This window comes from Aphanizomenon sp. CS-733/32, assembly GCF_028330045.1.
Taxonomy (GTDB): domain Bacteria; phylum Cyanobacteriota; class Cyanobacteriia; order Cyanobacteriales; family Nostocaceae; genus Dolichospermum; species Dolichospermum gracile.
On the sequence record NZ_JAQMSE010000200.1, the window covers coordinates 59,128 to 84,423 of the forward strand.

Below are 25,296 nucleotides of genomic sequence, written 5' to 3' on the forward strand. Positions count from 1 at the left end.
AGAGAAGAAGTAAAAACTGACAACTGACAACTGACAACTGACAACTGACAACTAACAACTGACCACTGACCACTGACAAAAAGCTTATTTCAGGAGGAATCTCGCAATGGTAGTCCGCAGCACGGCGGCACCCCCAACCCCATGGTCAAGGAGTTTAGCAGAACCAAAAATCCATGAAACTGCGTTTGTCCACTCTTCTTGTAACCTCATTGGTGATGTCAATATAGGTGCAAATGTCATCGTTGCTCCCGGTACTTCGATTAGAGCAGATGAAGGAACACCTTTTTGTGTTGGTGAAAATACCAATATTCAAGATGGTGTCGTCATTCACGGGTTGGAGCAAGGCCGAGTCATCGGTGATGATGGCAAGGAATACTCAGTATGGGTTGGCAAACGTGCTTCCATTACCCACATGGCACTAATTCATGGACCCGCTTACGTTGGCGATAGTTGTTTTATCGGCTTCCGTTCTACGGTATTTAATGCCAGAGTGGGCGCAGGCTGCATAGTGATGATGCACGCCCTAATTCAAGATGTGGAAATCCCACCGGGTAAATACGTAGCTTCTGGATCAATAATTACTACCCAGCAGCAAGCGGACAGGTTGCCAGATGTACAAGCACAGGATCAAGAATTTGCTCACCATGTAGTAGGGATTAATCAGGCTTTAAGGGCTGGTTATCACTGTGCTGCGGATAGCAAGTGTATTGCGCCGATTCGGGATGAACTTAATCTTCCTGGTGCTAAATCTTATACAAGTATTGAAGTTGAAGAGTTAGAAAGGAGTAGTGACGTGGCGAGCTATAGCTTGGGTGCAGAAACAGTAGATCAATTACGTTATCTACTAGAACAAGGATTTAAAATTGGCACAGAACACGTAGACCAAAGACGTTTCCGTACAGGTTCTTGGCAAAGTTGTCAAGCAATTGAAACTCGGTCTTTAGGTGAAGCTGTTGCGGCTGTAGAATCTTGTTTGCGAGATCACAGTGGCGAATATGTGCGCCTTTTTGGTATTGACAACAATAGAAGACGGGTATTAGAAACTATTGTTCAACGTCCTGATGGTGTAGTTGCTGGTACATCTAGCTTCAAAGCTCCTGCGGCTGCATCTACCAGTAGCTACAACGGTAATGGCAATGGTAACGGTGTTGGTAGTGCCAAACTGAGTGCCGAAACTGTAGATCAAATCCGTCAACTTTTGGCTGGTGGTTTCAAAATTGGTACAGAACACGTAGATGAGCGCCGCTTCCGTACTGGTTCTTGGAATAGTTGTGAACCAATTCAATCTAATTCCACTCAGGCAGTTGTTTCTGCTTTGGAAGAGTGTATAGAAACTCATCAAGGTGAGTATGTACGTTTGATTGGGATTGATACCAAGGCTAAACGCCGTGTCTTAGAAACAATTATCCAAAGACCAAACGGACAAGTAACATCTTCTGGTAGCACCAAATCATTTACCAGTACAGGTTCAAGTTCTGCAACTGCTACGGCGACAGCTACTAGCACCAGTTTAACCGCGGAAATAGTAGGTCAATTGCGCCAACTGTTATCAAGTGGGGCAAAAATTGCGGTTGAACACGTAGATCAACGCCGCTTCCGTACAGGTACTTGGACAGTTGCAGGTCAAATTCAGGCTACATCCGAAAGAGAAGCGATCGCTGCCTTAGAAGGATACGTATCTGAATACCCAGGCGAATATGTACGCTTAGTTGGGACTGACCCCAAAGCCAAACGCCGCGTCTTAGAAGCAATTATCCAACGTCCATAAGAGGCAGGAGGCAGGGAGCAGGGAGCAGGGGAGAAATTTTCTTCATTCTTCATTCTTCATTCTTCATTCTTCATTCTTCCTTCTTCCTTCTTCCTTCTTCCAAGTAACCACTGACAACTGACAACTTCCGGCTTCCGAGGTAATAAATTCCATGTCTGTATCGCTGCTACGCCTGGGCGATAGATTTGATGCTCATATTCATGGCGACGTAATTATTCATCCCAGTGCAGTCATAGCTCCTGGGGTAATTTTACAAGCAGCTACTAACAGTAAAATTGTAATTGGGGCTGGAGTATGCCTGGGTATGGGGTCAATTCTCCAAGTAAGTGAGGGTATTCTAGAAATAGAAGCAGGAGCAAACCTGGGAGCCGGTTTCTTGATGGTTGGTGAAGGCAAAATTGGGGCTAATGCTTGTATTGGTTCAGCTACAACGGTTTTTAACTGTTCCGTAGCACCAGGACAAGTTATTCCCTCTGGTTCAATTTTGGGAGATACTAGTCGGCAGATTGTGGAACCGTCAGCAGTCCAACCAGAATCTACCAATTCTCAACCAGAGAAACCAGAGGAAGCAGCCGAAAACCTAGAATCTTCTCATTTTCAACCACAGAAACCAGAGGCACAGGAAAAAGCATTTTCCTCAACTCAACTCTCGGTTGCAGCTTTTCTAGAGTTTAAACACCAATCCACGCCTGTATCGCCACCTTCACCTACACCGAAAAGCCAGTCTCCACCAGAGTCAGAAACGCCTGTGGCTAGTAATTCTACGCCCATTCAAACCCCGCTACCAGAGTCTCCAGAAACCACTTCCGAAGACTTAGAACCTGGCGATTCTGATCTAGAAACTCACAACATTTTTGGTACGCAAATCTATGGACAAGGTAGCATAAATAGGCTACTGAGTACATTATTTCCCCATAGACAATCCTTGGGTAACGAAAACTCTCACAATTCTTCAGGTTAGGTGTTAAGTATGAAGTATGAACGTAAGTCCATATTGAAATGCTAGTTTTCATTCTTCTGTGATTGAAGACGCTATACGAACCTTATCCCGGAAAATTTAGATGGAAACATATAATCAAAGTGCTTTGAGTAATATTCATGCATCCCGTCGCCGTGATAGCCTCAAAGACACTGCTTTAGGTTTAGTCTCGACTCTCAGTTTTCCCGCTATAGTTGGCACGGCTGACATGATGTTAAAGTCGGCTGGAGTCCACTTAGTTGGCTATGAAAAAATTGGTAGTGGTCATTGTACAGCAATCGTCCGAGGTGGCATTGCTGATGTCCGTTTGGCTGTGGAAGCTGGTGTACAAACGGCTGAACAGTTTGGACAGTTGGTTTCTAGTTTGGTAATTGCCCGTCCTTATCCTAATTTAGATATAATTCTACCTATTAACCGTCTGACTCGATTTATGGGAAATGGTGGATACAGCCGTTTGAGTAATCAAGCGATTGGGTTGGTAGAAACTCGCGGATTTCCCGCTATGGTGGGTGCTTGTGATGCCATGCTTAAAGCTGCTGATGTCCAGTTAGCATCTTATGAAAAAATTGGTGCTGGTTTGTGTACGGCAATTATTCGCGGTTCGGTGGCTAATGTGGCTGTAGCTGTGGAAGCGGGGATGTTTGAGGCGGAACGCATTGGTGAGTTAAATGCCGTAATGGTGATTCCTCGTCCTTTAGATGAGTTGGAAGAAACTTTGCCTGTGGCTAGTTGCTGGGTGGAAGAACGCCAACCAGTTAATATACCTATTAATATTAAAGATAAAATAACAGATGTGGAAGCGGTAGAGTTGCCTGATTTGGCGAAACTGCCTGTGAGGGTTAAGGAAGAAATTTGGAATGATGAATAATATCTAGGACTTACGCACTGTACAAATTAACCATCATGTGGATGAACGAGATTTGGTCGTTTCCGGTTTTGCGGATGAAGTCTAGATAAATAGCGATCAGCCTTGATTTGTAGATTGGGTTGTGGAACGTAAACCTATCCCTGCGGGACACTGGGTGAACGCCAAGCAATTAAGTAGTCGGACAAAATTAAATTCACTCGTTGAGAGAGGGAACTCTTAACTCTTAACTGGGAACAGAAAAATCAGTTGTGTAATTAATTCTGTTCCATTACTTAAAATGGAGTTATGACAACTAGCGAAATTATCACCAAGGTGGACTATCTCCGCATCAGTTTAATTGATCGCTGCAATTTTCGTTGTCAATACTGTATGCCATCGGATACAGAACTTGATTATATTGTCAAGGAACAATTGTTGACTGATGAAGAACTGCTTACCCTCATTCAAGAAGTATTTATCCCTGTCGGTTTTACCCGCTTTCGCTTAACTGGTGGTGAACCTTTACTCCGTCCCCACTTAGTTGATTTAATTGAAAAAATTGCTCATTTTCCCCAAACTGAAGATATAGGAATGACTACAAATGGATTTTTACTCGCTCCCATTGCCCAAAGTCTTTATGATGCAGGTTTAAAAAGAATTAATATCAGTTTAGATTCTTTAGATCCACATATATTTGAAGAAATTATCGGTAATCATGGGCGTGGACGTTGGCAATAAGTATGGCAAGGTATCCAAACCGCGTATGATGTAGGATTTGACCCGTTAAAATTAAATGTAGTAGTAATTCCCGGCGTTAATGACCATGAAATTTTAGATTTAGCTGCTTTAACTATTGATAAACAATGGCACGTTCGATTTATTGAGTTTATGCCGATTGGTAACGGAGAATTATTTGAAAATCGCGGTTGGATATCTTCAGCCGATTTACGTCAATCCATCCGACAACGTTGGGGCTTGACAGAATCCCAAATTCGTGGTAATGGACCTGCCGATGTATTTCAAATTCCTGGGGCTAAAGGTACAATAGGATTTATTAGCCAAATGTCAGAATGTTTTTGCGATCGCTGTAACCGGATGCGTCTGAGCGCCGATGGTTGGCTACGTCCCTGCTTATTAAACGAAACAGGTCAAATTGACTTAAAAACAGCTTTACGTACTGGTATTAGCACCACCGACCTACAAATACAAGTCAGAGAAATTTTAAATATCAAATCAGCAATAAACTTTAAGCAACGCGACTCTGGTACTGTCGGCACATACACCCGTACCATGTCGCAAATTGGCGGCTAGTACCGCAAGGCGGAAGTCAAAAATCAAAAGTCAAAAGTCAAAAGTAATATTGAGCAAGCTTTTTGACGATTAAGAATGGCTGGTTTATTTACTCCGTGCTGTAGGAGTCATTAGTCAGTTGTTCGTTGTCAGTTGTTGCTTTTTTAATAACCACTGACCACTGACCGCTGACCACTGACTATTACGCTTGACGTGAGTAGTATTCCACCACGAGTAGTTCATTAACTTGTAATGCTACCCATTCCCGTTCAATTACACCATTGACCTTACCAGCCAACTTAGTTTTATCAAACTCTAAATGACTAGGAAGGTTAGCCAAACCGGGATATTGCAAGTTAGCTTCCACCAACTTCTTAGAAGCTTCTCTGTTTCTCACAGCGACTTCTTCACCAGGACGACATTGATAGCTGGCAATATTTACTGGTTTGCCATTAACAGTTACATGACCGTGATTTACCAATTGACGGGCGGCGGGGATTGTCGGAGCCATACCCATGCGGAAAACAGTATTATCCAGGCGCATTTCTAACAATTGCAGCAACACCTGTCCTGTAGAACCAGATACTCGTCTAGCTTTACGGACATAACGCAGCATTTGTTTTTCAGTTAAACCGTAGTTCATGCGGAGTTTTTGCTTTTCCTCTAAACGGATAGCATACTCAGAGCGCTTTTTACGGTTTTGACCATGTTGTCCAGGGGGATAAGCACGTCTAGCACTCTTCCGAGTTAAGCCTGGTAATTCGCCTAAACGACGGACAATTCTGAGGCGGGGTCCTCTATATCGGGACATGAGTTTCCTTAATTTAATCCTTCTAAAATTTTATTCAGGCCTACCATTATGGCATATTTCCCAAAAGCATGGACATTTTATAGCTAAATTGTCTTTTATTCACCGCTAATATTCACAAGCAATCAATCCGTTGAATTCACCACTTTTCGGTGAATTTTTGGGGAAAAGCACCGACATTCCTAGATGGTAGAAAATTGGGACTAGATTCTACGGTAGCATAACCTTGGTGGAATCGAAACCGGTTATGTTAACAAGCGAAAAAAAAATGAGTCACTTTGGGAACAAAAAAAACAATTATTCCTTCAGAGGATTTACAGCATCATTTATGACTATAGGTGGATTACTAATCGGTAGTTTACCTACTCTAGCTGTTACCGATTCCTACAATAATGACTATCGAGTTTGTGCTGCTCAACTATTGAGTGTAGGAGTCACAGCTACATCAGCATCTCAAAGTTGTGCCTCAACAATCCGCCCACGAGAGTTATCTTCATGTGTAGTAAAAATTCATAAGCGTACACAAATCACACCTGTGGATGCCCTTTCTTCCTGTCGTCAGGCTCGCAATCCACAGGATTTAGCAACCTGTGTAGTTACCATTAGTAAAAGTTATCAGGATCCAGAAAATGTAGCTACCTTAACATCCTGTGGTCGCAGTTTGTTACCAGTAACCTTTGCTGAGTGTGTAGTTGGTTTACGTCGGGAAATTGATTTGAGTCCCGCACAGGCATTAAATACTTGTATTAGTGCCAGTGAAGGATCTAGTGGTTTTGGTGCTGTGTCTACAAAGCCATTGGGTTTTAACCCCAAACCGTAGACTTTCGCCTTGACCCTCAACTCCCATGAGTAAATAGATTTACAACGTAGGGTTGGTAAATATGCCACCCTACGCAACATAAAAATTTTGTTTTCTATTCATCTTTATTACCAACAACCATCTGTAATATCATTGGGACTCCGCCTTCTTTGTGATATTTATCACCCCAAGACCGAATAATTTCATCTAGTTCCTCCATTGCTGGCTCAATCCAATCAGGTGGAATATCCAATTCTTCCACAGCCCGCATTGTGTTTGGCTTGCGCTCTGCCCAATATTTCATCATGCGGAAATACCGGGCCGTGTCCTCGACCATTGTGTATGTACGTTCTTGGTCATCGGCTGGAGCATAGAACGGACGGGTGAGAGCATAAAAGGGCATTCCCCAGGGACAATCAATGCGTGTTACCGTTCCTGAATACAGTAGACGACGCTTAATATGTTCGGCTAATGCTTCACTTAAGGGCATCTGATGGCCAGGGGGTAGGTCTTCCTGCGATCGCTTATGGAGAAAGTCAATTAACTCCATAAATTCAAATGAGGTAACTAATTTGGCATCAGGAAGATTGGCTGGGAGCTTTTGCTCAATTTGTTTTTTCTCGTCACTGGTCAAACTTGTACCGGGGACGCGGGATCTTCCTGGTATCCAAGGATACTTTTCCATCCAGACATAGGGAAGTTGAATCAGATAGCGCGGTTCTTGTGAACCTAGCATTTTGAGCAGTTTGCCTTCAGTTAAAGCAAGTCTGACTTCTTCAACAATGATTTTTACTCGTTTTGGCTCAAGATGGTGCAAATGACCGGTCATTCGCAGGTTTTGTCCTTGCTCTAGATAGGTCATGTAAATTGCACACTTGGCTGCTGTTGCGGCTGCATCTAAAAATGCTCCATGCCTATGGCCACTTGCACGCATAGCACTAAAGGCCAGATAAAGCATGATCTGATCCATCGCACTAGGTCCAAGACGCTTGATCAGATCGATGTCGTTGGTCATATTCTACAGACGGATAAATGGCTTGTTTACAAGTGTGATATTGAAATCAAACTACGGATTATACACCCAGTTGGATACAAATATTTTAAATCTAAACCTAAAATTACTGTTTGACTCGGGAATTTTTAGGCGGTAAATATTGAGGGTGTAAATTGACAGTTTCTCCTATCAGACTAGCTAACCCCTTCCCCTGGTATGACTCAAAGACTTTAGATACTCAGGGTGTTGGGATGCAGGGGGTATAGCATAGGACGGAGGAACGTTAGATGATTTTCGTTTTGTATCTAAGGACTCATTATAACTGCCTATTCCTGAAATATCTATATATTTTTCCAAGAAGTTTTCCAGAAGTTTTTTGCTGATAACTCTATATAACAGGAGTCAGAAGTCAGGAGTCAGAGAAAAAAGAAAATTCCCCACTCCCCTCCCTACTCCCCCAACCTCCTCCACTCCCCCAACTCCCCCTACTCATTTAGATGGTTGTAGCTGATTAGGTGTTTTTTTCCAGCCAATACTCGCTGCACCAAGGGTCACTAAGATAACTCCGATGACTTGGACAATATCTAGAGATTCTTGCAGCAGGATCCCGGCGAAAATTACCGTTAAAATCGGGACTGTAGCTCCAATTAAAGAGGAGAATGGAGACCCTAGTTTACGAATGCCAAAATTATTGAATAAGTAACTGCACAAAGTTAAAACACCTAATATAAACGCACTTAATACCAGTTCAAGGACATTAGATGAGCTAATTGCTAAACCTAAATTACCGGGTAATGGAATTATTAAGCAGATAAAACTTAATAACAACATGGTGGTGAAGTTAATTAAAGTCAAAGATACGGGATGTAACTTGAGTTTAGTAGCACATATCCTGGTGAGAATGACGTAAATTGCAAATGATACCCCGGATAGAATGGCTGTGGTGCTGCCTAATGAGGTGTTATTCACCCCTGTAGACTGACTACCTAAAACTAATAATTCACCGCAAAAAATTGCTGCCATTGCTCCAGTAACTAGTAGATTAGGACGTTCCTGAAATAGAAACCAGGACAGAAACACGCTCATAACTGGATAGATAAAGAAAAGAGCGATCGCCATTCCTGTTCTGACTTCACCAATAGCAATGTAAATAAATACCTGGGATAAAAATAATAAACAACCGCTAATTACTGACAAAAATAGAGTTTGTTTAGTTTTGTTCTCAGTAGGCGTTGCATTGGCTTTGAACGAGGCAAATAAATTTTCTAATTCTTGCCAAATAGGAGGATGTAATATAGGCGATGAAAGTAACATTAATGGCACAACCACTAATAAACGTAGCATCAAAATCAAGAAAATATTCCCCAATGTCGGAAAGATTAACTGCTGTGTTGGCAATCCTCCCAAAGGATTAGAAGCCGTAAAGAAAATCGCTTTAATTGCTACGTTGTAAAGAGACGAAACCACTGTAGATAAAGCAATAAACAGGAAACCTATCTGCAACTGTGACCAATTAGGAAATGTCCGGGATCTTTGTTGTTTGGGAGTTATTTGTTGTTTAGGTATGATTGGTTGTTTAGGTGTTGTTGCTTGTCTAGGAGTTGTTTCCCGTCTTAATTTTGGTGTTGGCGGTCTTCCTGTGGGTAAATTAGGAGTTAAAACAGAAAGTGGTTCAGGTTTTGCATCTCCCAGAGAAGGTGCTGTTAATACCTTAGAAGTCAAAATAGCACCAAGTTCAGAATTTGGATCTTCTGATGATCTATCTGAACTTACGAAAGAACTAGATTCAGATGTTTTGTTGTCCGGTATAACTGTTGGTAAATCTGAACTTACGAAAGAACTGGGTTTAGGAGTGTTATCTATTGGTGAAGATAATATAACCGCATTGGCGGCTGATGTAGAATCACTGGGTGCTGATTCATGAGGAATCAAAGCCACCGGTTCAACCATGATTCTTTGTGGAGATTTTTCCGAAGAACCATTTTGATGAGTTATGGCTTCGCTACGCAGATTTTCAGATAGTTGTAAAACTGTAGGTGCGCCGCCTGTTGTTGTTTTGACGGAGTTAGCATCTGGATTTTTTTCTACTTCACTTCGCAGACGACTGACAAATTCTGCTAGTATCGCTTCCCCTTGCTGCTGTTGGCTATACATCCGTGACAACTGTTGGGAAAGATCACCTTGATAGTTTTTAAGTTCTTGTAATAGTGAATTAAAGGCAACAGTTACCGTATCATCCAGACTGCCTAGCATATTAGTGACATTCTGTCCGATTTCATTAATAGCATTATTGTTTAATTGAGTATTTTGCAGCGCAGATGGATCAGAGGAGTCATGCTCTAGGGCTTGAGTAGCTAAAGTTTTCAGTGAGGATTGTAATTGGGAAGATATATGTTTGGCTAAAACTTCTGCTAATTGGCGGATTAATACCTGCTGTTCAGTAATTTGCCGTGATTGTTGGAGATTTTCTTTTTCCTCAATTAACCTTTGAATATCGCCAGATAAGCGATTTTTTTGAGTTTCTAGCCGTTTTACGTCTTCCTGCAACGACCTCAGCAGATTTTGTTGAAGATTTTCTAGATCTTCAACTACATCCCATAGAGCATTTTCTGCGGCTCTGGATAGCTCACCTCTAATGCGTGGGTTTTCTGGTCGCTTCTCAAATCGCCCCATCGGTTTCTAGCCTCTAACACCTTGATGATTAAGTTACTCAGCACTCCGTGCGAACAACACCTGTATTAAGTTTCCTTGAGAAAAGACAGGAAACTGAACAATTTCACTCAACTTATCAATTTAATTAACTTATAAAAGCCTTACAAATGAATACCTAACTACCAGCATCAAATCCGTGCGGAATATCAATTGCTTGATAGTTACCATCATGATGGGAGACTATTAACTTATAGAAGGGAACAGGGAATAGATTTTGGCAGATTCCCCTGTTTGTTACATAACATATTTTGTTTTTTCATGTCCACCTATCTAGTACATCACGGCGTAAATAAAGCAACCATATTCAATCGCCAAAAAGCCTACTGTACATTAGTTTTGACTTTTGACTTTTAACTTTTGACTTCCGCCCTGCGGTACTAGTGCCGCACGGCGTAAATAAATCAACCATTCTTAATCGCCAAAAAGCTTGCCCAATATTGCTTTTGACTTCACGGCGGTACTAGTGCCAGTTTAGTGCTTTGAAAATTCCGATAATGGTAAAAATAGTGGCACTCAGGGCGACGCTGATGGGAATGGTAATCAACCAAGCAGCGGCGATATTTTCGATAGTGGCAAATTTTATTGATTTGATGTTTTGTACCAGTCCAATGCCCACAACTCCACCGACAAGGGCATGGGAGGTGGAAACAGGTAAACCTAAGTGGGAAGCTAATAAGATAGTGATGGCTGTGGCTAGTTCGGCGCAAAATCCGCTGCTAGGTTCTAAGGAAATAATGTTTTCGCCGATGGTGGTAATAACTTTTCTACCCCAAACTGCTAATCCTGCCACAATGCCGATCGCACCGAAAACCAGAATCCACAGGGGAATGGGGAGTTCGTCGCGGGGAACTTGACCTTGGTGGTTAATGTAGGCAATTACTGCTAGAGGAGCGATCGCATTCCCAACATCATTAGAACCGTGAGCAAAAGCCACAAAGCAAGCACTCAGCACTTGAAATCTGGCAAATAATCCTTGAATTTTATTTTCAATTTGACTATTTACCAATTGTCGCCAACTGATCAAGGTTAGGGACAATATGGCGATGCCACCGATAAATAGGGTAATGTCGTGGGCAGGAATATTAATTTTTCCCTCTGTAAGTAAGAACTGGCTCAAAGGTTGAGTGATTGTTGGCAGGACAATAATACCAAATACACTCAATAGCAATGTACTTAACCAGGGAATCCATTCTTGTAACTGAGAGAGAGGTTGGGGTTGGTTAAAAATCCATTGTTGAATCAGACTATACAAACTAGCGGCGATCGCTCCAGTAATTATTGGTGTTAAAATCCAGCCTATGGTAATTAAACCAATGGATGACCAATCTATTGCTTCTACTCCCAATGCTACCCAACTAAAGCCAGCGATCGCTCCCACAATGGCATGAGACGAAGACACCGGTAAACCCCTAGCTGTGGCAATTTGTAGCCAGATCCCAGCCGTGAGCAGTACCGAAATCATCCCCATCACTAAAGTTTGTGGTATCGTCGCAAATAAAACCGGATTCGCAATTTTCGTGCCGAGGGTAGACGTTACCTCTTGTCCAAACAAGACAGCACCAAGAAACTCTAACACCCCAGCAATCATGATCGCCTGTTTGAGAGTAATAGCCCCAGAACCCACAGAAGTTCCCATCGCATTAGCAACATCATTTGCACCCAAATTCCAGGCGACATAGAAGACTAAAAGAGCGACTATCGCAGTTTGCAGTTCCATAAAATAAACCATTCACACCTGTTAACAGGTAAAAATTGTCATGAATGATTTACATTTTCCATTTTTTTGGCTATAAAAATCTGGACGAGCCATGAAACTCGACACAATCAACAAAACCTAATTTTATCTTTTATCTATGTTTGATATTTTCACAAAATCAAGCTACCAAGCCCTGCAATCAGGGAAGAATTACTTTGCTTTTGCTCACAAAACCGTAAGTTCACAGATCAAAAACCTAATTTATCCATCACTTCAGCCAAATATCAGTCCTTTATCCCCGAAATTGCTCACACAACTCCAAGACAGCATCAACCAGTTATTGGCAACAGACTGGGAAGATAGTCAAGCAGGTGTGTATCCACAAAATTTATTATTTGATAATTCTTGGGAAGATTTCTTCCGTTACTATCCATTAATATGCTTAGACCTACCAAATATCTGGGAAAGTATTAAAAACCGGAGATATCAAGAATTTTCCCAGGAAATAGCCACAGATAACTATCCCAGCTACTATGTACAGAACTTCCATTATCAAACAGATGGCTATTTGAGTGAACTGTCCGCCAATTTATATGACTTACAGGTGGAAATTCTGTTTGGTGGCTCAACTGATGCCATGAGAAGACGCATCCTCTGTCCTCTCAAATCCCAACTGACAGCATTTGACCATATTCCCCAGGCACAACTCCGAGTCATAGATATTGCTTGTGGTACTGGACGAACACTGAAGTTAATCAGAGCAGCTTTACCAGACGTATCTTTATTTGGTATAGATTTATCCCCAGCCTATTTGCGGAAAGCCAACGAACTATTATCCCAAATTCCTGGAGAATTACCGCAACTCGTACAAGGGAATGTCGAAGAATTGCCCTATCGAGATAATTATTTTCATGGTACAACTTGTATTTTTCTGTTTCATGAGTTACCAGCGGCAGTTCGTCAAACTGTCATTGCAGAATGTTTTCGGGTCACAAAACCAGGAGGCATTTTTATTATCTGTGATTCTATCCAGGCAAATGATGTACCGGAGATGGAATTAGTTGTCAAAAACTTCTCAGAGACTTTTCATGAACCTTATTACAAGCATTACATTACAGATAACCTGGTAGGGCGGTTAGAAAAAGCGGGATTTGAGCAAATAGAAACCCAAGTTCACTTCGTAAGTAAATATTGGATTGCTCACAAGCCAAGTTACTAGAGATTCAGCATTCACAATGACGGTTGATAACTAAGAAAAGTTTTCTGTACCCTCACTTCCGGTAATTATTATCACCTATTAACGTCCAATGTCTACCGGACGCGATTACCACAGGTGAGATGGGTAGTGTATTAGTGCCTTGGTCACCAATACACGCCAAGGTTTGAGCAATTACCAGATGTTTTGATGAAATATTCAACAATTTTCGAGAGATGAAGTGCTGTAACTGTCTATGTTTTTAGCAGAGAAATGGCAATACTGATAGCTTGCGTGATGACGCGAGAGCCATGCAACTGATTAAAGATATAGTGCTTGTAACTATCTATATCTGGTGTCAGTCAAAGAGAAATTTACAAACGATAAAATCAAACAAGTGTAGTGCTGTAACTGCCTATATCGTTTCAATTCAAGAAGTGGTATGTAGGATTTAAAAGATCCAATAATCCGGTAACATCATTTCTGGGTTGGCAGGTATTGCGCTCCAACGATTGAATAACAGAACTGAAATTGCCAACTTATCCATCTAATCCTCTACGACCACTACCTCGATGAGGATTGGGCTTTTCGGGTTGATTGGGGCTAGGTTTGGAGTTATCAGCCAGGTCGAAACTCTGGTTTAACACCAAAGGTGACAGCTGGTAATCGGACTTAGCCATTGACAGAGCGGAAAAATGAGTCTGTACTGCTTCGCAGTTAAAAGCTAAGGAGCCAAATACCAGACTCGATACTAAAAGTGAAATGGCAGCACGCATAGTAGATGTCTATTTTAGAACTCTCTACTTCACTAATACTTAACTCTTATATGTCTATCCGGAAAATTTGCAAAAAAGTATTGTATTTTACTGAATAAATGTTCATTTTATACTTCTTCAATATATTCAACAAGTAACCAATTCCCAGACAAATTTGGCCGCCCCCAAATCTTAAGTATCTTTTCCGGGGGTAACCCTTGTATTTGCTGATCTATATCAGGTATCAAAGTCACAATCTGCCAATTTGTTGTAGTAAAATTGGTTTCGTTTGTAATATTAAATTGGTAATTTTGCTCACCTAGTCGTTGGAATTTGCCTGTAAAGCAGTTGAGGTTTAATTTATTATCTGGTCTCACCACAATACCAGGGCAGTTACCATCACCAGGATAAGCTTCTGGATGGTCTAAATAATAAGTTTGCCAGTACAACCAATCGGAATGATTAGTTAATAAGTTAAACAAGGGAACAATTACGCTAGGTGCATCGTCATCCGTCAGTAATGCAGCCTGCAAACTCTTCACTGGTAAATCCCTGGGCTGACATTCTAGCATAATACAAAGACAAGCTGCCATACCTGCCGCTTGTCCAATTCCCATGACTACTGGTTGAAGTCTGGTAGCGCCGTTGGCGATGTGGGAAACGGAAATGTTTTTTTCACAAACTAGCAAACCATCTATGGTGGCAGGGACGATAGCGCGATAAGGGATAGTGAAGGGTGTTCCTGTCCATCTTCCACCCCAACGGATAGATTTAGGTTGCAGTGGGAACCCTACACCGGGATAATGGTGATCGTTGGCATAGTTACCGACGGCGATGGCATCATGAAAGGGTAATGCGGTTTTGCTGTTGGCTAAGGGCAAGATATCCCGTTCAGAAACAGTTGTCAAGCCCACTAGGCGGCGACTTTCCCGATAATAGGGATGGAGAGCAAAGGCGGAGTTAACATGGGGAAACAGGTTTTCTGCTAATCCGTAACGCCTACCTAACTGACTTTGAATGTGATGGGCGAAATTCTGACTATGCCAATAACATTCTTGCATAAATTCGCGCTTTTTCTCCCCTACATCTAACAACCGATTGGCATTTTGGCAGTAATCGTTGCCCGCAATAGGCCAGTTAATCATAAATTGATCTGCTGGTAAGCGTCCATAGTTCAAGAATTTTTCTGGACCATAGTTGTCCCAAGCTCCTATGAACTGGGATGGATTATAGTTGGGGGCGGGGAGAATTTCTGGGGCGGTATTTTCGCCAAAGTCTTGCATGACTACTACCCAGGTTGGTGCTTGGACTGGATAGGTTTGGGTGAGGGCGTTAAAATTTGTTGGTGCGCTGGGTTCTTGCCATTCTGATTGTAGTTCCCAACCCCAACGATGAGGGATTTCTCCTAAAGCTAATAGGTCTCCTAATTCTGTGCCGTCGAGAATGATTTTGGCGTTGATGGTAAAGTCTGCAAAGCGTACACCTGTGATCCTGTCTTGGGTTCGCAATACTTCTAAGGGAACTTGTCCAGAAATCCATTCCAGGTTAGGTGATTCTCGTACCCAGTCGGCAAATATTTCTGCACCTATCCGCGGGTCATAAGTAAAAAAACTGACCCAACTATTATCTAATCCGCCCGGTTGTCTGCGCCGTAATTCTTGTAAGAAAGCCCCCCATAGTCCTGTTTGCCAGGCTTGTAATTCGTTGCCGTCTGGCGCTGATACACCTGCTGAGGTGAGCATTCCTCCTAACCAGGGAAATTCACTCACGAGGATAGTGTTTACACCTCGTCGCGCTGCTTGGATAGCCGCAGCAGTTCCGCCGGTGCCTCCGCCAACGACTAGGACATCGGTTGTATAGATTTGATTCATAGGATTAAGTAGGGTTTGCTGATAGCGAAGCGTGGCGTAAGCCATAAAAGTTGTCTGTGAGGGCTAGGAGTCAGGAGTTCAGGAGGAAGAAGAAAGAAGAAAGAAAAATAGTTTTTCACCTGTTCCCTATTCCCTGTTCCCTGTCACCTGTTCCCTATTCCCTATTCCCTGTTCCCTGTCACCTGTCACCTATTCCCTATTCCCTGTTCCCTATTCCCTGTTCCCTGTCACCTGTCACCTGTCACCTGTTCCCTATTCTCAAATGCGTGACAGCTTAAACATAATCAATGGGATCTTCTAAACCTAATTCGGCAAAGGCTGCTAACCGCAATTGACAGGAATCACAGACACCGCAGGCTGAATCACCACCGGCATAGCATGACCAGGTGATTTCCCAAGGTACTGCTAATTGATTACCTAGCTGGATGATTTCTGTCTTTTTCAAATTAATTAATGGGGCGATAATTTCAATAGCTTCTCCCTCGCGTCCTTGTTTTGTCCCCAACTGGAAAACTTGCTGCATGGCTTGGATATAGTCAGGACGACAATCTGGGTAGCCGGAATAATCTAGGGCATTAACGCCAATATATACTCTTTGGGCGGCGATCGCTTCAGCATAGCCCAAAGCAAAACTTAAAAAGATGGTATTCCGGGCAGGAACATAGGTAACAGGAATATTATCTGCCATTTCGTTAAGCGATAGCGAAGCACTCCGCAGGAATCGCCCTGCCGGTAAATCAATCTTGTTGTCTGTTAGCGCTGAACCACCCCATTGTCGTAAATCAAAATTGACCACCTGATGTTGAACTACTCCAGCCGCCTTAGCGACCATAGAAGCAGAATGCAACTCTTTGCTATGACGCTGTTGATAATTAAAAGAAATAGCGTAACATTCACAGCCATCAGCCTTTGCTTGGTAAAGAACAGTAGAAGAATCTAAACCACCAGACAACAAAATTACAGCTTTCATATTCAGAAGAGGAAATGGGAGATCAAGAAATAGCAGGAGGAGAGGGAAATTTTCGCAATTACCAATTCCTTCATAAATTGCATCCAAAAGATGGGAAAATTAACAAAATACAACCAACAAAAATTAAATATGTCCAAAAAGACTCTCAGAAATGAGAACATTAATTGTATAAATCGCCTAAAACATTATACTCTGAGTATTAACTATGTAATGACTTGTAATTTTACTTATAGAAAGGGTGATTAATTTACCGCTATAAAAACCAAGTATGTATTTAATTTAGTTAATTTCCTAAATACATACCTGACAATTTCTGTCAAGGGTTACAAAAATTACAGAGTTAAAGAAAAAGCACATTATTTTGCTAATAGATGAATAAAAACAGGATAATTAACAACTGTTAGCGGAAAAGATTACCAGATGGCGGGAACTGAACCCAAACTTTGAAATTCTTCATAAAGATAATCACTATGTTACCATCTGGATGGTTTAAGACAAATCAAACCTGGCGTTTAAGTATAAAGGCCAACGACCGTAGCGTCTCTAAATTTGGTGGTTGAGGAGAGAACAATAGTGCAAGATAGCATATCAGTGTCAGAGCCAAATCTTTATTCACAGCGCAGCCAGCCGCACCATATTCGCATAGGCGTAATTGGGGTTGGTAACATGGGACAACATCATACCCGCGTACTGAGTTCCATGAAAGATGTGGAATTAGTCGGCGTTTCCGATATTAATGTCGAACGTGGGCTAGAAACTGCCAGCAAATACAAAGTCCGGTTTTTTGAAGATTACTGCGACTTACTACCCCATATAGATGCCATCTGTGTGGCTGTACCGACACGATTACATTATGCAGTGGGTATAAACTGTTTGTTGGCAGGAATCCATGTTTTAATTGAAAAACCGATAGCAGCTAGTATTTCCGAGGCAGAATCTCTAGTTAATGCTGCCGCTGAATCCCAGTGTATTTTGCAAGTTGGTCACATAGAACGATTTAATCCCGCCTTTAGGGAACTTAGTCAGGTCCTCAAAACCGAGGAAGTTTTGGCTTTGGAATCTCACCGGATGAGTCCTTATTCAGCGCGGGCGAATGATGTTTCCGTGGTGCTGGATTTAATGATCCATGACATTGATTTACTGCTAGAATTAGCCGCCTCACCAGTGGTGAAACTGACTGCTAGTGGGACTCGTTCTTTAGACTCAGGTTATTTAGATTATGTAACGGCTACCTTGGGTTTTGCGAATGGGATTGTTGCTACCCTCACAGCCAGTAAAGTTACCCATCGGAAAATTCGCCGTTTAGTTGCCCATTGTAAAAATTCATTGACAGAAGCAGATTTTCTCAATAATGAGATTTTGGTACATCGGCAAACTCCTATCAACCCTCTGATTGACCATCAAAAAGTCTTATATAGACAAGATGGTTTAATTGAAAAGGTTTATACCACGAATGTTCAGCCTCTCAGTGCAGAGTTAGACCATTTTGTCAACTGTGTTCGCGGTGGCAATCAGCCTTCTGTCGGTGGTGAACAAGCTCTCAAAGCTTTACGCTTGGCTAGTCTAATTGAGCAAATGGCTTTAGAAGAGAGAGTTTGGAATCCATTAGAGTGGTCTTCGGAATCAAGAGTCCAATCTTTAACATCAACCATTTAGCAACATTTAGCTAAAACTGGTAGTGGGGGAAAATTAATAATTTTTCTCCCACCAATATGAGAGGTTAGGAGTGGTAGGGGCAACCCCCTGTGGTTGGATGTCAAGAGGAGGAAGAAAAAAGAAAAGCTTGACATTTCCTAAAACTGACATCAGAAATACTAAATCATAAAAAATTAATGATCGCCTGTTATGAATTTTGACGTATTTCTAGTTACACTTAACCCAACCTAAAATTTTTTGTAGCTCACCTTTTTGTAAGATGGGCATGATAACTTTTTACAGAGGAGATTTCATGACAGACCAACCCTCCGCAGCCACTCCAATGAATGCCGCTGCCATTCCTATGAACCGAGTTACAGCATCCACACCCATGAATACTGCATCTTCAAAGCCAGGCAATGTTTCGGGTAAAACTATTCTCAGTGTTGATTTAGGGAGAACCTCCACAAAGACTTGTGTGAGTCGTGAACCCGCAAATGTGGCTTTTATACCTTCTAATGTCAAGCAAACATCAATTGAGCAAATTCGCGGTGGTGTGTTTGAAGCTAAGGCTACTGACCCCCTGATGGATTTGTGGCTGGAATATCAAGGTAGTGGCTATGCTGTAGGTCAATTAGCTGCCGATTTTGGAGCTAATCTTGGCGTTGGCCAATCTAAGGTAGAAGATGCTTTAGTCAAAGTTTTATCATCTGCGGGTTACTTTAAGCTCAAGGATGAAATTTACGTGGTTCTGGGGCTGCCTTTCTTATCTTTGGAACAATTTGAAAGAGAAAAGGCACAGTTAACTAGCTTGGTAACTGGGCCGCATATAGTAAATTTCCGGGGTGAATCCATAACTTTGAATATTGCCAAAGTCTGGGTAATGCCCGAAGGATATGGTAGTTTGCTGTGGTCAGAAACTCAACCTAATAAAGCAACAGCAGTTCCTGATTTCACGAAAATATCTGTGGGGATTGTGGATATTGGCCATCAAACCATTGATATGATTATGGTGGATAATTTCCGCTTTGCCAGGGCTGCTTCTAAGAGTGAAGACTTTGGGATGAGCAAGTTTTATGAACTGGTAGCTGCGGAAATACAAGGTGCTGATAGTCAATCATTGGCACTGATTTCTGCGGTTAATAAGCCTAAAGGCGATCGCTTTTACCGTCCCAAAGGTGCTAGTAAGCCCACCAATTTAGATGATTTTCTGCCTAACTTAACAGAGCAGTTTTCCCGGGAAATTTGCTCTCGTGTGTTAGCGTGGTTGCCAGAGCGGGTAACTGATGTGATGATTACAGGTGGTGGTGGAGAGTTTTTCTGGGAAGATGTCCAACGTCTACTCAAAGAAGCTAAAATCAACGCTTACTTGGCTGCACCTTCTCGGCAAGCTAATGCTTTGGGGCAGTATATTTATGGAGAAGCGCAATTATCTGCTGCTGTTCGCGCTAGGTCATAAAACTGATGTTCCAATGGTCAAAAAAGGTAGTTAAATCCGTTACATTCAATCCAGACATTGCTGATGAGAGTTTGTTAGCGCAGGTGGAAAACTCCTTAGAGACACAGCCAGATAAAACTTTCAGTGACCTGTGTAAGGAGGCTCTCTGGAAATTCTTGTGTGTCCCAGAACCTGTACAAACAGCTTCTAAGACAGCAAATATAACTACGGTTGAACAAAAAATCGGTGAGATACAAAATCAAATGACTGGTTTTGAGGAACGTTTTTTGGCGAGGGAGTCTCATCGTTTGGAGGCGATAGAAAGTCAAATGATGCAACTTACTCAACAAGTGGCAAAGTTGGCAATTATCCTGAATCAGCAACCACCTACTTATATTCCTCCTGATAGCGTTAACGAGGCGCAAGCCATACCTCAAGAAATAGACCCTGTAATTAATCGCATTAGTCAGTTTCTTGATGATTTTTAAGAAAAGACTCGGTTTTTCTTGGTTTTGACTTTAAGAAAAACCCTTAACTAAACTACCCTAAGTCCCACCAATAAGGCCGAAATAGCTTATGGGTGGGATATTTTGTGTAAAAATTAAAAGCATTTTCGTAGTAACAAGATTAGAATAAGCTTGTTCTAAATTTTATTGGCATTAGTAGCACCTAGAGCTACTCTAATAGTTTATCATCAGGACTATAGGCGATCGCTCTCACAGCACGAGAATGTCCGTCAAATTCCTGCCAAAATTGCCCCATATTCACATCCCAGAGCCTCACCATATGAATCCCCATAAATAGGGCTTGCTGAATAAATGCAAGACCTATATATATCAAAGGTTTGAGTCTGCTAAAAAAGAAAATAGGTGTAAGATTGTTGAAGGAGATAGTCCCAAAAGCGTGCATTTTGGGTTGAATAAATCACAAAATTTAGGGATAACAGATAGCCCAAACTCTTGCCTCTTGCCTGCCCTCACAGACAACTTTTTCAGCAAGCCCTAAATAGCAATGAATGTTAAAAATAATTGTATTTCTGGTTAATTTACAGCAACTATAGGAATCCGGTTTGATTCTGTGAATTTACTTGTGTGGTCAGGGAACGGGGAACAGGAAAGACAGAATTGACATCTAATGAGTCTTGTATGGCTACGCCACGCAAGCTATCCAAAATCAAATAGGAGTCCTATAGATCCTAAAAATGTTGGGTTTCCTTGCGTCAACCCAACCTATAAGTTTTAATTCAGGATTACTTAAAAGTATTGCGAACCTCTTCTTTCATTTTATTTGCTGGGTTACGAGATTCACTTTTTATATCATTAGTTTTTCCACTAGGTAGATAGTTGGGGTTGACAATACTATTATCTATGGCTTTTTCAGTTTTAGCTTCAATCTTTTTGGTCGCCGCCTTTAATTGTTGTTGCCGAGTCGCATCTTTGATATCTTCAACTGCGTTACGAACTTTACTTTCAGCTTGCTTGGCTTTGCCCATGAATTGATCTTTTTTGTTTCCTGTTACATTACCTAAAGTTTCTTGAACTTTACCTTCAACATTTTTAGTTGTGGCTTCGACTCGATTCATAGTTGTGGCAATTTGAGTCTGGGCAAGACTAACCTCAGCAGTAAAAGCTGCGAAAATTCCCAGACAGAAAACTAAACTAATGATGAGAAAAAACTTGCGAAATTGTGAAAATAGATTCATGAAATTCTCCTCATTTATAGGTTGTTAATTAATAAATACTATCGGTTATAGTTTTGGAGTGGGTACGGCTGGAACAATTTTGACTACAACTTTGACGCTTCTGACACCTTTGATTGCTTTGGCAAGAGAATTAATTTTATTTAATTGTTCCTGAGTCTGGACATTTCCCACCACGACAACCGCCCCATCTTTAGCAGCCACAGTTAATTGACTAGAGGGGATATTCGCCTCCAACTTAGAACGAACCTCACTGGCAAGATCACTATTAGCGCGAGTTGCATTTCCTCCAGTGACGTTATTGCGTTGCTCACGGGCGCGAATATCTGCGTTGAGTTGATCTCGACGAACTTGGCTAGTTGCGTCTTTTTGATTGGCTAGAATTGTTTTGTCTGTGGGAACTTCACCAGTTTTATCAAGAGTATCTGGCGCACTGCTGCTAGTTTTGGCTTTATTGTCACAAGCAACCGTTCCCAGAAGTAAAATGCTACTGAGGACAAAAGGCATAATTGCTTTCATAGTTTGCAACCCTTTTACACACGAGAGACAACAGGGTTGGCAGAACGGCTGATAGTTGGACTATTGTAAACTTCCCATTCACGCATTCCCCTGTGTTTGAAAATGGTTTCTGCTCTGAGGATTTCCGCCTCTGTGCCATCTACAATTACGAGATAATCTCCATCAACTACATAATCGTGGTAGATTTGCGCCCGATGTTCAGGGATTCCTAAACCTACTAAACTACCAATTAAACCACCAACTGCTGCTCCGATAGCTCCACCGGCTAAAGTAGTAGCGATCGCTGTAGCTGCTGCTCCGGCTAACATAATTGGACCAATCCCTGGAATTGCTAGAGTTCCTAACCCAATTAGTAACCCTGTCAGTCCCCCAACTGCTCCTCCTGCCTCGACTCCAGTTTTCGCGCCTTCCTCTACACGGGTGGTTGCATGAGTTTCCGTTGGTTCTTGAACTATTTGTGGTTGAACTTGTGTTTCACCAATTTGGTATCGCTGATTTAGGTCTTCATCGTGTTTAGCAATCACAGATACCTGATTCATGTCAAATCCGTTATCTCGCAGTTCATTCAGAGCATCTTCTACCTCTTGGTGACTAGAAAATACTCCCACTGCTCGTTTATTATTAATCAAGGTCATTTCTTTATCCTCTCAAAAGGGAATCAGTGGCAGGTAACGAGGTAATTACAGCGATTTCCAATCATATAAGGTACATCTTAGCCCCCTCATCGCTTGCGGGGAAGGGGTTGGGGGTGGGGTTTTTGTTCCGGGTTTGATGACAACTTGCTGTAAGAATTAGTTGGAAAGATCAAAAAGCCTTATTTCCCTCGCCCCTGCCTAGTACCGCAGAGCGGAAGTCAAAAGTCAAAAGTCAAAACTAAGACAGTATAGACTTTTAACAATTGAGAATGGTCGGTTGATTTACGCCGTGTTGTACTAGTTCATCTACTCGATCATTTCTTTGGCTTGATCCTTCACATCTTCAACGGCGTGGCGAGTTTTGGCTTCTGCTTGTTTTTCCTTGCCTTCTGCTTGAGTTTTTGGATCTCCGGTTAAATCACCTACAGCTTCTTGAACCTTACCTTCAATGTTTTTGGCAGTTGCCTTAGCTCTATTTTTCATACTCATAATCTGTTCCTAATGGAAAATTTACTACTGCAAAATCTGGGTTTTATCTTCTTTCCACATTCGGATGTTCTTGGGTATTAACATCCAATTCTTCTCGGCGTAGAGTTTCTTCCGCTTCAATAGTTTCGTGATCTACAACTTTATCAACTCTGACTTCTTCTCGTAAGAAAGCTTCTTTATGAATATCCGCAGTTTCTTCATAAAGTTCTATTCGACTCACTTCTGTAGTACCAAAGCTGTCGCTACCTAAAGTCACCGTTTCTCCAGCATTTGTAGGAGTAACTCGCTCAATGACAATTCTTTCTTTATCTATGGGGACTGAAACCCGCGCCTTTTCTGTTTCCGTATGTTTCCCAACAATAACTTCTCCTGTTTTAGCGCGGACTTTGTTAGCAATTAATCGTTCTTGATATAGTTTGAAAGTTTGATGATCCTGATTATTCAAGGCATATAAATTAGGTTCTTGTTGATAGTCATAGCCGCTACCGTTACCTGACTTTCTTGGTGGGGCTATGGGAGGGGCTACCATAGTAGCTCCCGCAGGTCGAGAACTGGCTGCATCTACAGAACCGGAACTTTCTAAGAATGCTTCAGAACGATATACTCCTCTGACTTGTTCTTCATAGTTATAATCAATTTCTTTGTGTTCATTAAATTCGGGTAAATTCTCCGCTTGTTGTTTGGTCATTCCCACTGTATAAATCCGTTCTAAGGTATGATCAATGCGCGAACGACCAACTGGCAACAAAACTTTTTTCCCAAAAATCCATAAGCCTAAATCAACAACGAAATAGCGAAAATGTCCTTGTTCATCTACTAAGATATCGCTGACTGTGCCAATTTTTTCATCTGCGGTTGCATAGACACCCATTCCTTTGATGTCTTTGCCTTCAAAACTTTCTCGATAATTCGGATCAAATTCTTTGATTTTCAAAAGAGACATACTATTTTCCTGCTGTTGTAGTTTCACTATTAGTTGATGTCATCAAATATCAAATTATTCTCAACATTAGAACCTGGTACAATTGGATTATGAGTTTTTCTGTTCTATTAGTTCTAATATGTACACATTAGTTATTTTTATGATTAAGACCGTCCATCAAAGGGTTGATTATGACGGTATGTCAATAGACAGAGATTCTTAACTGAGTGGTAGAAAAGTGCCAGATCCCCGACCTCTTCAAGAAGTCGGGGATCTGCATAATCTATATTGGTTTAAAATTGTATAAGTTCGTTTATAACCAAATAATTTAAAAATTCCTCTTAGGGAAAATCGCAAATAATACACTCAGTGTCAAAAAATTGCACTAAAATCACTACGGCGGTAATCTTTGGGTGTGAGGTTCGAGATATTTTTAAGTCAGCTTGACGATAAAATTAATCCACTTCCTGCGGCCTTGAGGCTGACTGCGCTAAAAAATTTAGAGAGTTAATTTATGTTTCAGTTGTTAAGCCGGGTTTTGCTATGGCTCTTAATTGGTGTTGTAGCCTTTTCTTTGTTTCAAAGATTCTATCCATCAGTAACTTTTGTCGGTAGATTTCTTTTAGGGTTGGTCATAGTTGTTTTAGCTTTAGCATTCCTCAATCCTAGTGAACCAGCGGTGGCTTCGTTGTGGCGATTTATCTCCTTCCCACTCAAGCCCTTGGGTGCTTCGGTTTTAATGTTGTTTTTAGCTGCTCAAAAAATCAAAGGCGGTGGTATTGATAAACCGGGCGGTTTTTTATTAGGATGGGCGTTGACGGTTTTGCTTCTGTCCAGCACACCAGCGATCGCTTACTTCCTCGTCAGATCACCAGTTGCTACAGTTGAGGGGATGAACATCAATCGGCCAACTGCCCCATCTACCTTAGTGGCCTTTGATCTGGCAAATCCTAATTTCACAATCTCAGATATTGGGCAAAATATCATCCCACGTAAGGTAGAGATAAATTCTCCGACTATAGCTTTCAATAGTCTGACTGCGAATATCCCTTCCTATCTCCTCCAAAATCCTCAAGCAATCAGCACCCGCGGATTACGGGTAGAAGACTTTGTTCCTAATGCAGAAACCCTGCAACTTACTACCCAAGTATGGGAAAGTTATCTCAATCAGATTTATGTTTTCTTACGTGGTCGCACGTAGAAGAGGCAGGGGGCAGGGGGCAGGGGAGAAAATTCCTCTTTCTTCTTCTTTCTTCTTCTTTCTGACTCCTTGAC

General features: G+C 41.7%; 22 protein-coding genes and 1 pseudogene. 10 read left to right on the forward strand and 13 right to left on the reverse strand.

Annotated elements, in window-relative coordinates:
* Positions 1–106 precede the first annotated feature (106 nt).
* The 4 genes and pseudogenes from PN471_RS16115 (at position 107) to moaA (ending at position 4,905) form a co-directional block, all read left to right on the forward strand.
* On the forward strand, positions 107–1,768 hold the full coding sequence (locus PN471_RS16115; protein ID WP_271777713.1) for a ribulose bisphosphate carboxylase small subunit: 1,662 nt from the start codon (positions 107–109) through the stop codon (positions 1,766–1,768).
* 151 nt (positions 1,769–1,919) lie between these two features.
* The gene (locus PN471_RS16120) at positions 1,920–2,729 is read left to right on the forward strand and encodes a transferase (protein WP_271777714.1); all 810 of its coding nucleotides are present in this window, start codon (positions 1,920–1,922) and stop codon (positions 2,727–2,729) included.
* 100 nt (positions 2,730–2,829) lie between these two features.
* Positions 2,830–3,615, forward strand: a complete 786-nt coding sequence (locus PN471_RS16125; RefSeq protein WP_271777715.1) for a BMC domain-containing protein — start codon at positions 2,830–2,832, stop codon at positions 3,613–3,615.
* A gap of 303 nt (positions 3,616–3,918) precedes the next feature.
* Positions 3,919–4,905 (forward strand): annotated as a pseudogene (gene moaA / locus PN471_RS16130) (GTP 3',8-cyclase MoaA).
* Positions 4,906–5,086: 181 nt separating this feature from the next.
* On the opposite strand, the gene rpsD reads toward moaA, so the two are convergent.
* Entirely contained in the window at positions 5,087–5,695 is a 609-nt protein-coding gene (rpsD, locus tag PN471_RS16135; protein WP_096668263.1) for a 30S ribosomal protein S4, read from the reverse strand.
* A gap of 325 nt (positions 5,696–6,020) precedes the next feature.
* Between rpsD and PN471_RS16140 the strand changes: the two genes are divergently transcribed.
* A complete protein-coding gene (locus PN471_RS16140) occupies positions 6,021–6,512 on the forward strand; it encodes a hypothetical protein (RefSeq protein ID WP_271777716.1) in 492 nt (163 codons plus the stop codon).
* A 94-nt stretch (positions 6,513–6,606) separates the two neighbouring features.
* Here PN471_RS16140 and hetR read toward each other — a convergent pair whose 3' ends face one another.
* The 3 genes from hetR to PN471_RS16155 form a co-directional block, all read right to left on the reverse strand.
* The gene (gene hetR, locus PN471_RS16145) at positions 6,607–7,506 is read right to left on the reverse strand and encodes a heterocyst differentiation master regulator HetR (RefSeq protein ID WP_271777717.1); all 900 of its coding nucleotides are present in this window, start codon (positions 7,504–7,506) and stop codon (positions 6,607–6,609) included.
* A gap of 468 nt (positions 7,507–7,974) precedes the next feature.
* Complete coding sequence (locus tag PN471_RS16150; protein WP_271777718.1) at positions 7,975–10,158, reverse strand: DMT family transporter; 2,184 nt, start codon at positions 10,156–10,158, stop codon at positions 7,975–7,977.
* 499 nt (positions 10,159–10,657) lie between these two features.
* Positions 10,658–11,914, reverse strand: a complete 1,257-nt coding sequence (locus tag PN471_RS16155) for an inorganic phosphate transporter (protein ID WP_271777719.1) — start codon at positions 11,912–11,914, stop codon at positions 10,658–10,660.
* A gap of 136 nt (positions 11,915–12,050) precedes the next feature.
* Here PN471_RS16155 and PN471_RS16160 point away from each other — a divergent pair, with 136 nt between their 5' ends.
* Positions 12,051–13,112, forward strand: a complete 1,062-nt coding sequence (locus tag PN471_RS16160) for a class I SAM-dependent methyltransferase (protein ID WP_271777720.1) — start codon at positions 12,051–12,053, stop codon at positions 13,110–13,112.
* A 515-nt stretch (positions 13,113–13,627) separates the two neighbouring features.
* On the opposite strand, the gene patX is transcribed toward PN471_RS16160, so the two are convergent.
* The 3 genes from patX to queC form a co-directional block, all read right to left on the reverse strand.
* Positions 13,628–13,864: a heterocyst-inhibiting protein PatX gene (gene patX, locus PN471_RS16165; RefSeq protein ID WP_228039358.1), complete on the reverse strand. Its 237-nt coding sequence runs from the start codon at positions 13,862–13,864 to the stop codon at positions 13,628–13,630.
* A 107-nt stretch (positions 13,865–13,971) separates the two neighbouring features.
* The gene (locus PN471_RS16170; RefSeq protein WP_271777721.1) at positions 13,972–15,759 is read right to left on the reverse strand and encodes an FAD-dependent oxidoreductase; all 1,788 of its coding nucleotides are present in this window, start codon (positions 15,757–15,759) and stop codon (positions 13,972–13,974) included.
* A gap of 229 nt (positions 15,760–15,988) precedes the next feature.
* Positions 15,989–16,684, reverse strand: coding sequence for a 7-cyano-7-deazaguanine synthase QueC (gene queC, locus PN471_RS16175; RefSeq protein ID WP_271777722.1), 696 nt, complete (start codon positions 16,682–16,684; stop codon positions 15,989–15,991).
* A 573-nt stretch (positions 16,685–17,257) separates the two neighbouring features.
* On the opposite strand from queC, the gene PN471_RS16180 reads away from it, so the two are divergent.
* From PN471_RS16180 to PN471_RS16190, 3 genes are all read left to right on the forward strand, one after another.
* Positions 17,258–18,340, forward strand: coding sequence for a Gfo/Idh/MocA family protein (locus tag PN471_RS16180; protein ID WP_271777723.1), 1,083 nt, complete (start codon positions 17,258–17,260; stop codon positions 18,338–18,340).
* 292 nt (positions 18,341–18,632) lie between these two features.
* The gene (locus PN471_RS16185) at positions 18,633–19,778 is read left to right on the forward strand and encodes a ParM/StbA family protein (protein WP_271777724.1); all 1,146 of its coding nucleotides are present in this window, start codon (positions 18,633–18,635) and stop codon (positions 19,776–19,778) included.
* Positions 19,779–19,783: 5 nt separating this feature from the next.
* Positions 19,784–20,245: a plasmid segregation centromere-binding protein ParR gene (locus tag PN471_RS16190; protein ID WP_271777725.1), complete on the forward strand. Its 462-nt coding sequence runs from the start codon at positions 19,784–19,786 to the stop codon at positions 20,243–20,245.
* Positions 20,246–20,432: 187 nt separating this feature from the next.
* Here PN471_RS16190 and PN471_RS16195 read toward each other — a convergent pair whose 3' ends face one another.
* From PN471_RS16195 to PN471_RS16220, 6 genes are all read right to left on the reverse strand, one after another.
* Complete coding sequence (locus PN471_RS16195) at positions 20,433–20,666, reverse strand: hypothetical protein (RefSeq protein ID WP_271777726.1); 234 nt, start codon at positions 20,664–20,666, stop codon at positions 20,433–20,435.
* 340 nt (positions 20,667–21,006) lie between these two features.
* Entirely contained in the window at positions 21,007–21,459 is a 453-nt protein-coding gene (locus tag PN471_RS23500; RefSeq protein ID WP_442867162.1) for a CsbD family protein, read from the reverse strand.
* 45 nt (positions 21,460–21,504) lie between these two features.
* Positions 21,505–21,975, reverse strand: a complete 471-nt coding sequence (locus PN471_RS16205) for a BON domain-containing protein (RefSeq protein ID WP_271777727.1) — start codon at positions 21,973–21,975, stop codon at positions 21,505–21,507.
* Positions 21,976–21,989: 14 nt separating this feature from the next.
* Entirely contained in the window at positions 21,990–22,610 is a 621-nt protein-coding gene (locus PN471_RS16210) for a general stress protein (protein WP_193895130.1), read from the reverse strand.
* A gap of 306 nt (positions 22,611–22,916) precedes the next feature.
* A complete protein-coding gene (locus PN471_RS16215; RefSeq protein ID WP_271777728.1) occupies positions 22,917–23,099 on the reverse strand; it encodes a CsbD family protein in 183 nt (60 codons plus the stop codon).
* Positions 23,100–23,142: 43 nt separating this feature from the next.
* Complete coding sequence (locus PN471_RS16220; RefSeq protein WP_271777729.1) at positions 23,143–24,042, reverse strand: DUF2382 domain-containing protein; 900 nt, start codon at positions 24,040–24,042, stop codon at positions 23,143–23,145.
* 493 nt (positions 24,043–24,535) lie between these two features.
* On the opposite strand from PN471_RS16220, the gene PN471_RS16225 reads away from it, so the two are divergent.
* Entirely contained in the window at positions 24,536–25,222 is a 687-nt protein-coding gene (locus tag PN471_RS16225; RefSeq protein WP_271777730.1) for a hypothetical protein, read from the forward strand.
* Positions 25,223–25,296 lie beyond the last annotated feature (74 nt).

Bases quoted from the DNA above. Each gene is read 5' to 3' on its own strand.
- PN471_RS16115 (WP_271777713.1), top strand. From the start codon at position 107: ATGGTAGTCCGCAGCACGGCGGCACCCCCAACCCCATGGTCAAGGAGT.
- PN471_RS16120 (WP_271777714.1), top strand. From the start codon at position 1,920: ATGTCTGTATCGCTGCTACGCCTGGGCGATAGATTTGATGCTCATATT.
- PN471_RS16125 (WP_271777715.1), top strand. From the start codon at position 2,830: ATGGAAACATATAATCAAAGTGCTTTGAGTAATATTCATGCATCCCGT.
- rpsD (WP_096668263.1), bottom strand. From the start codon at position 5,695: ATGTCCCGATATAGAGGACCCCGCCTCAGAATTGTCCGTCGTTTAGGC.
- PN471_RS16140 (WP_271777716.1), top strand. From the start codon at position 6,021: ATGACTATAGGTGGATTACTAATCGGTAGTTTACCTACTCTAGCTGTT.
- hetR (WP_271777717.1), bottom strand. From the start codon at position 7,506: ATGACCAACGACATCGATCTGATCAAGCGTCTTGGACCTAGTGCGATG.
- PN471_RS16150 (WP_271777718.1), bottom strand. From the start codon at position 10,158: ATGGGGCGATTTGAGAAGCGACCAGAAAACCCACGCATTAGAGGTGAG.
- PN471_RS16155 (WP_271777719.1), bottom strand. From the start codon at position 11,914: ATGGAACTGCAAACTGCGATAGTCGCTCTTTTAGTCTTCTATGTCGCC.
- PN471_RS16160 (WP_271777720.1), top strand. From the start codon at position 12,051: ATGTTTGATATTTTCACAAAATCAAGCTACCAAGCCCTGCAATCAGGG.
- patX (WP_228039358.1), bottom strand. From the start codon at position 13,864: ATGCGTGCTGCCATTTCACTTTTAGTATCGAGTCTGGTATTTGGCTCC.
- PN471_RS16170 (WP_271777721.1), bottom strand. From the start codon at position 15,759: ATGGCTTACGCCACGCTTCGCTATCAGCAAACCCTACTTAATCCTATG.
- queC (WP_271777722.1), bottom strand. From the start codon at position 16,684: ATGAAAGCTGTAATTTTGTTGTCTGGTGGTTTAGATTCTTCTACTGTT.
- PN471_RS16185 (WP_271777724.1), top strand. From the start codon at position 18,633: ATGACAGACCAACCCTCCGCAGCCACTCCAATGAATGCCGCTGCCATT.
- PN471_RS16190 (WP_271777725.1), top strand. From the start codon at position 19,784: ATGTTCCAATGGTCAAAAAAGGTAGTTAAATCCGTTACATTCAATCCA.
- PN471_RS16195 (WP_271777726.1), bottom strand. From the start codon at position 20,666: ATGCACGCTTTTGGGACTATCTCCTTCAACAATCTTACACCTATTTTC.
- PN471_RS23500 (WP_442867162.1), bottom strand. From the start codon at position 21,459: ATGAATCTATTTTCACAATTTCGCAAGTTTTTTCTCATCATTAGTTTA.
- PN471_RS16205 (WP_271777727.1), bottom strand. From the start codon at position 21,975: ATGAAAGCAATTATGCCTTTTGTCCTCAGTAGCATTTTACTTCTGGGA.
- PN471_RS16210 (WP_193895130.1), bottom strand. From the start codon at position 22,610: ATGACCTTGATTAATAATAAACGAGCAGTGGGAGTATTTTCTAGTCAC.
- PN471_RS16215 (WP_271777728.1), bottom strand. From the start codon at position 23,099: ATGAGTATGAAAAATAGAGCTAAGGCAACTGCCAAAAACATTGAAGGT.
- PN471_RS16220 (WP_271777729.1), bottom strand. From the start codon at position 24,042: ATGTCTCTTTTGAAAATCAAAGAATTTGATCCGAATTATCGAGAAAGT.
- PN471_RS16225 (WP_271777730.1), top strand. From the start codon at position 24,536: ATGTTTCAGTTGTTAAGCCGGGTTTTGCTATGGCTCTTAATTGGTGTT.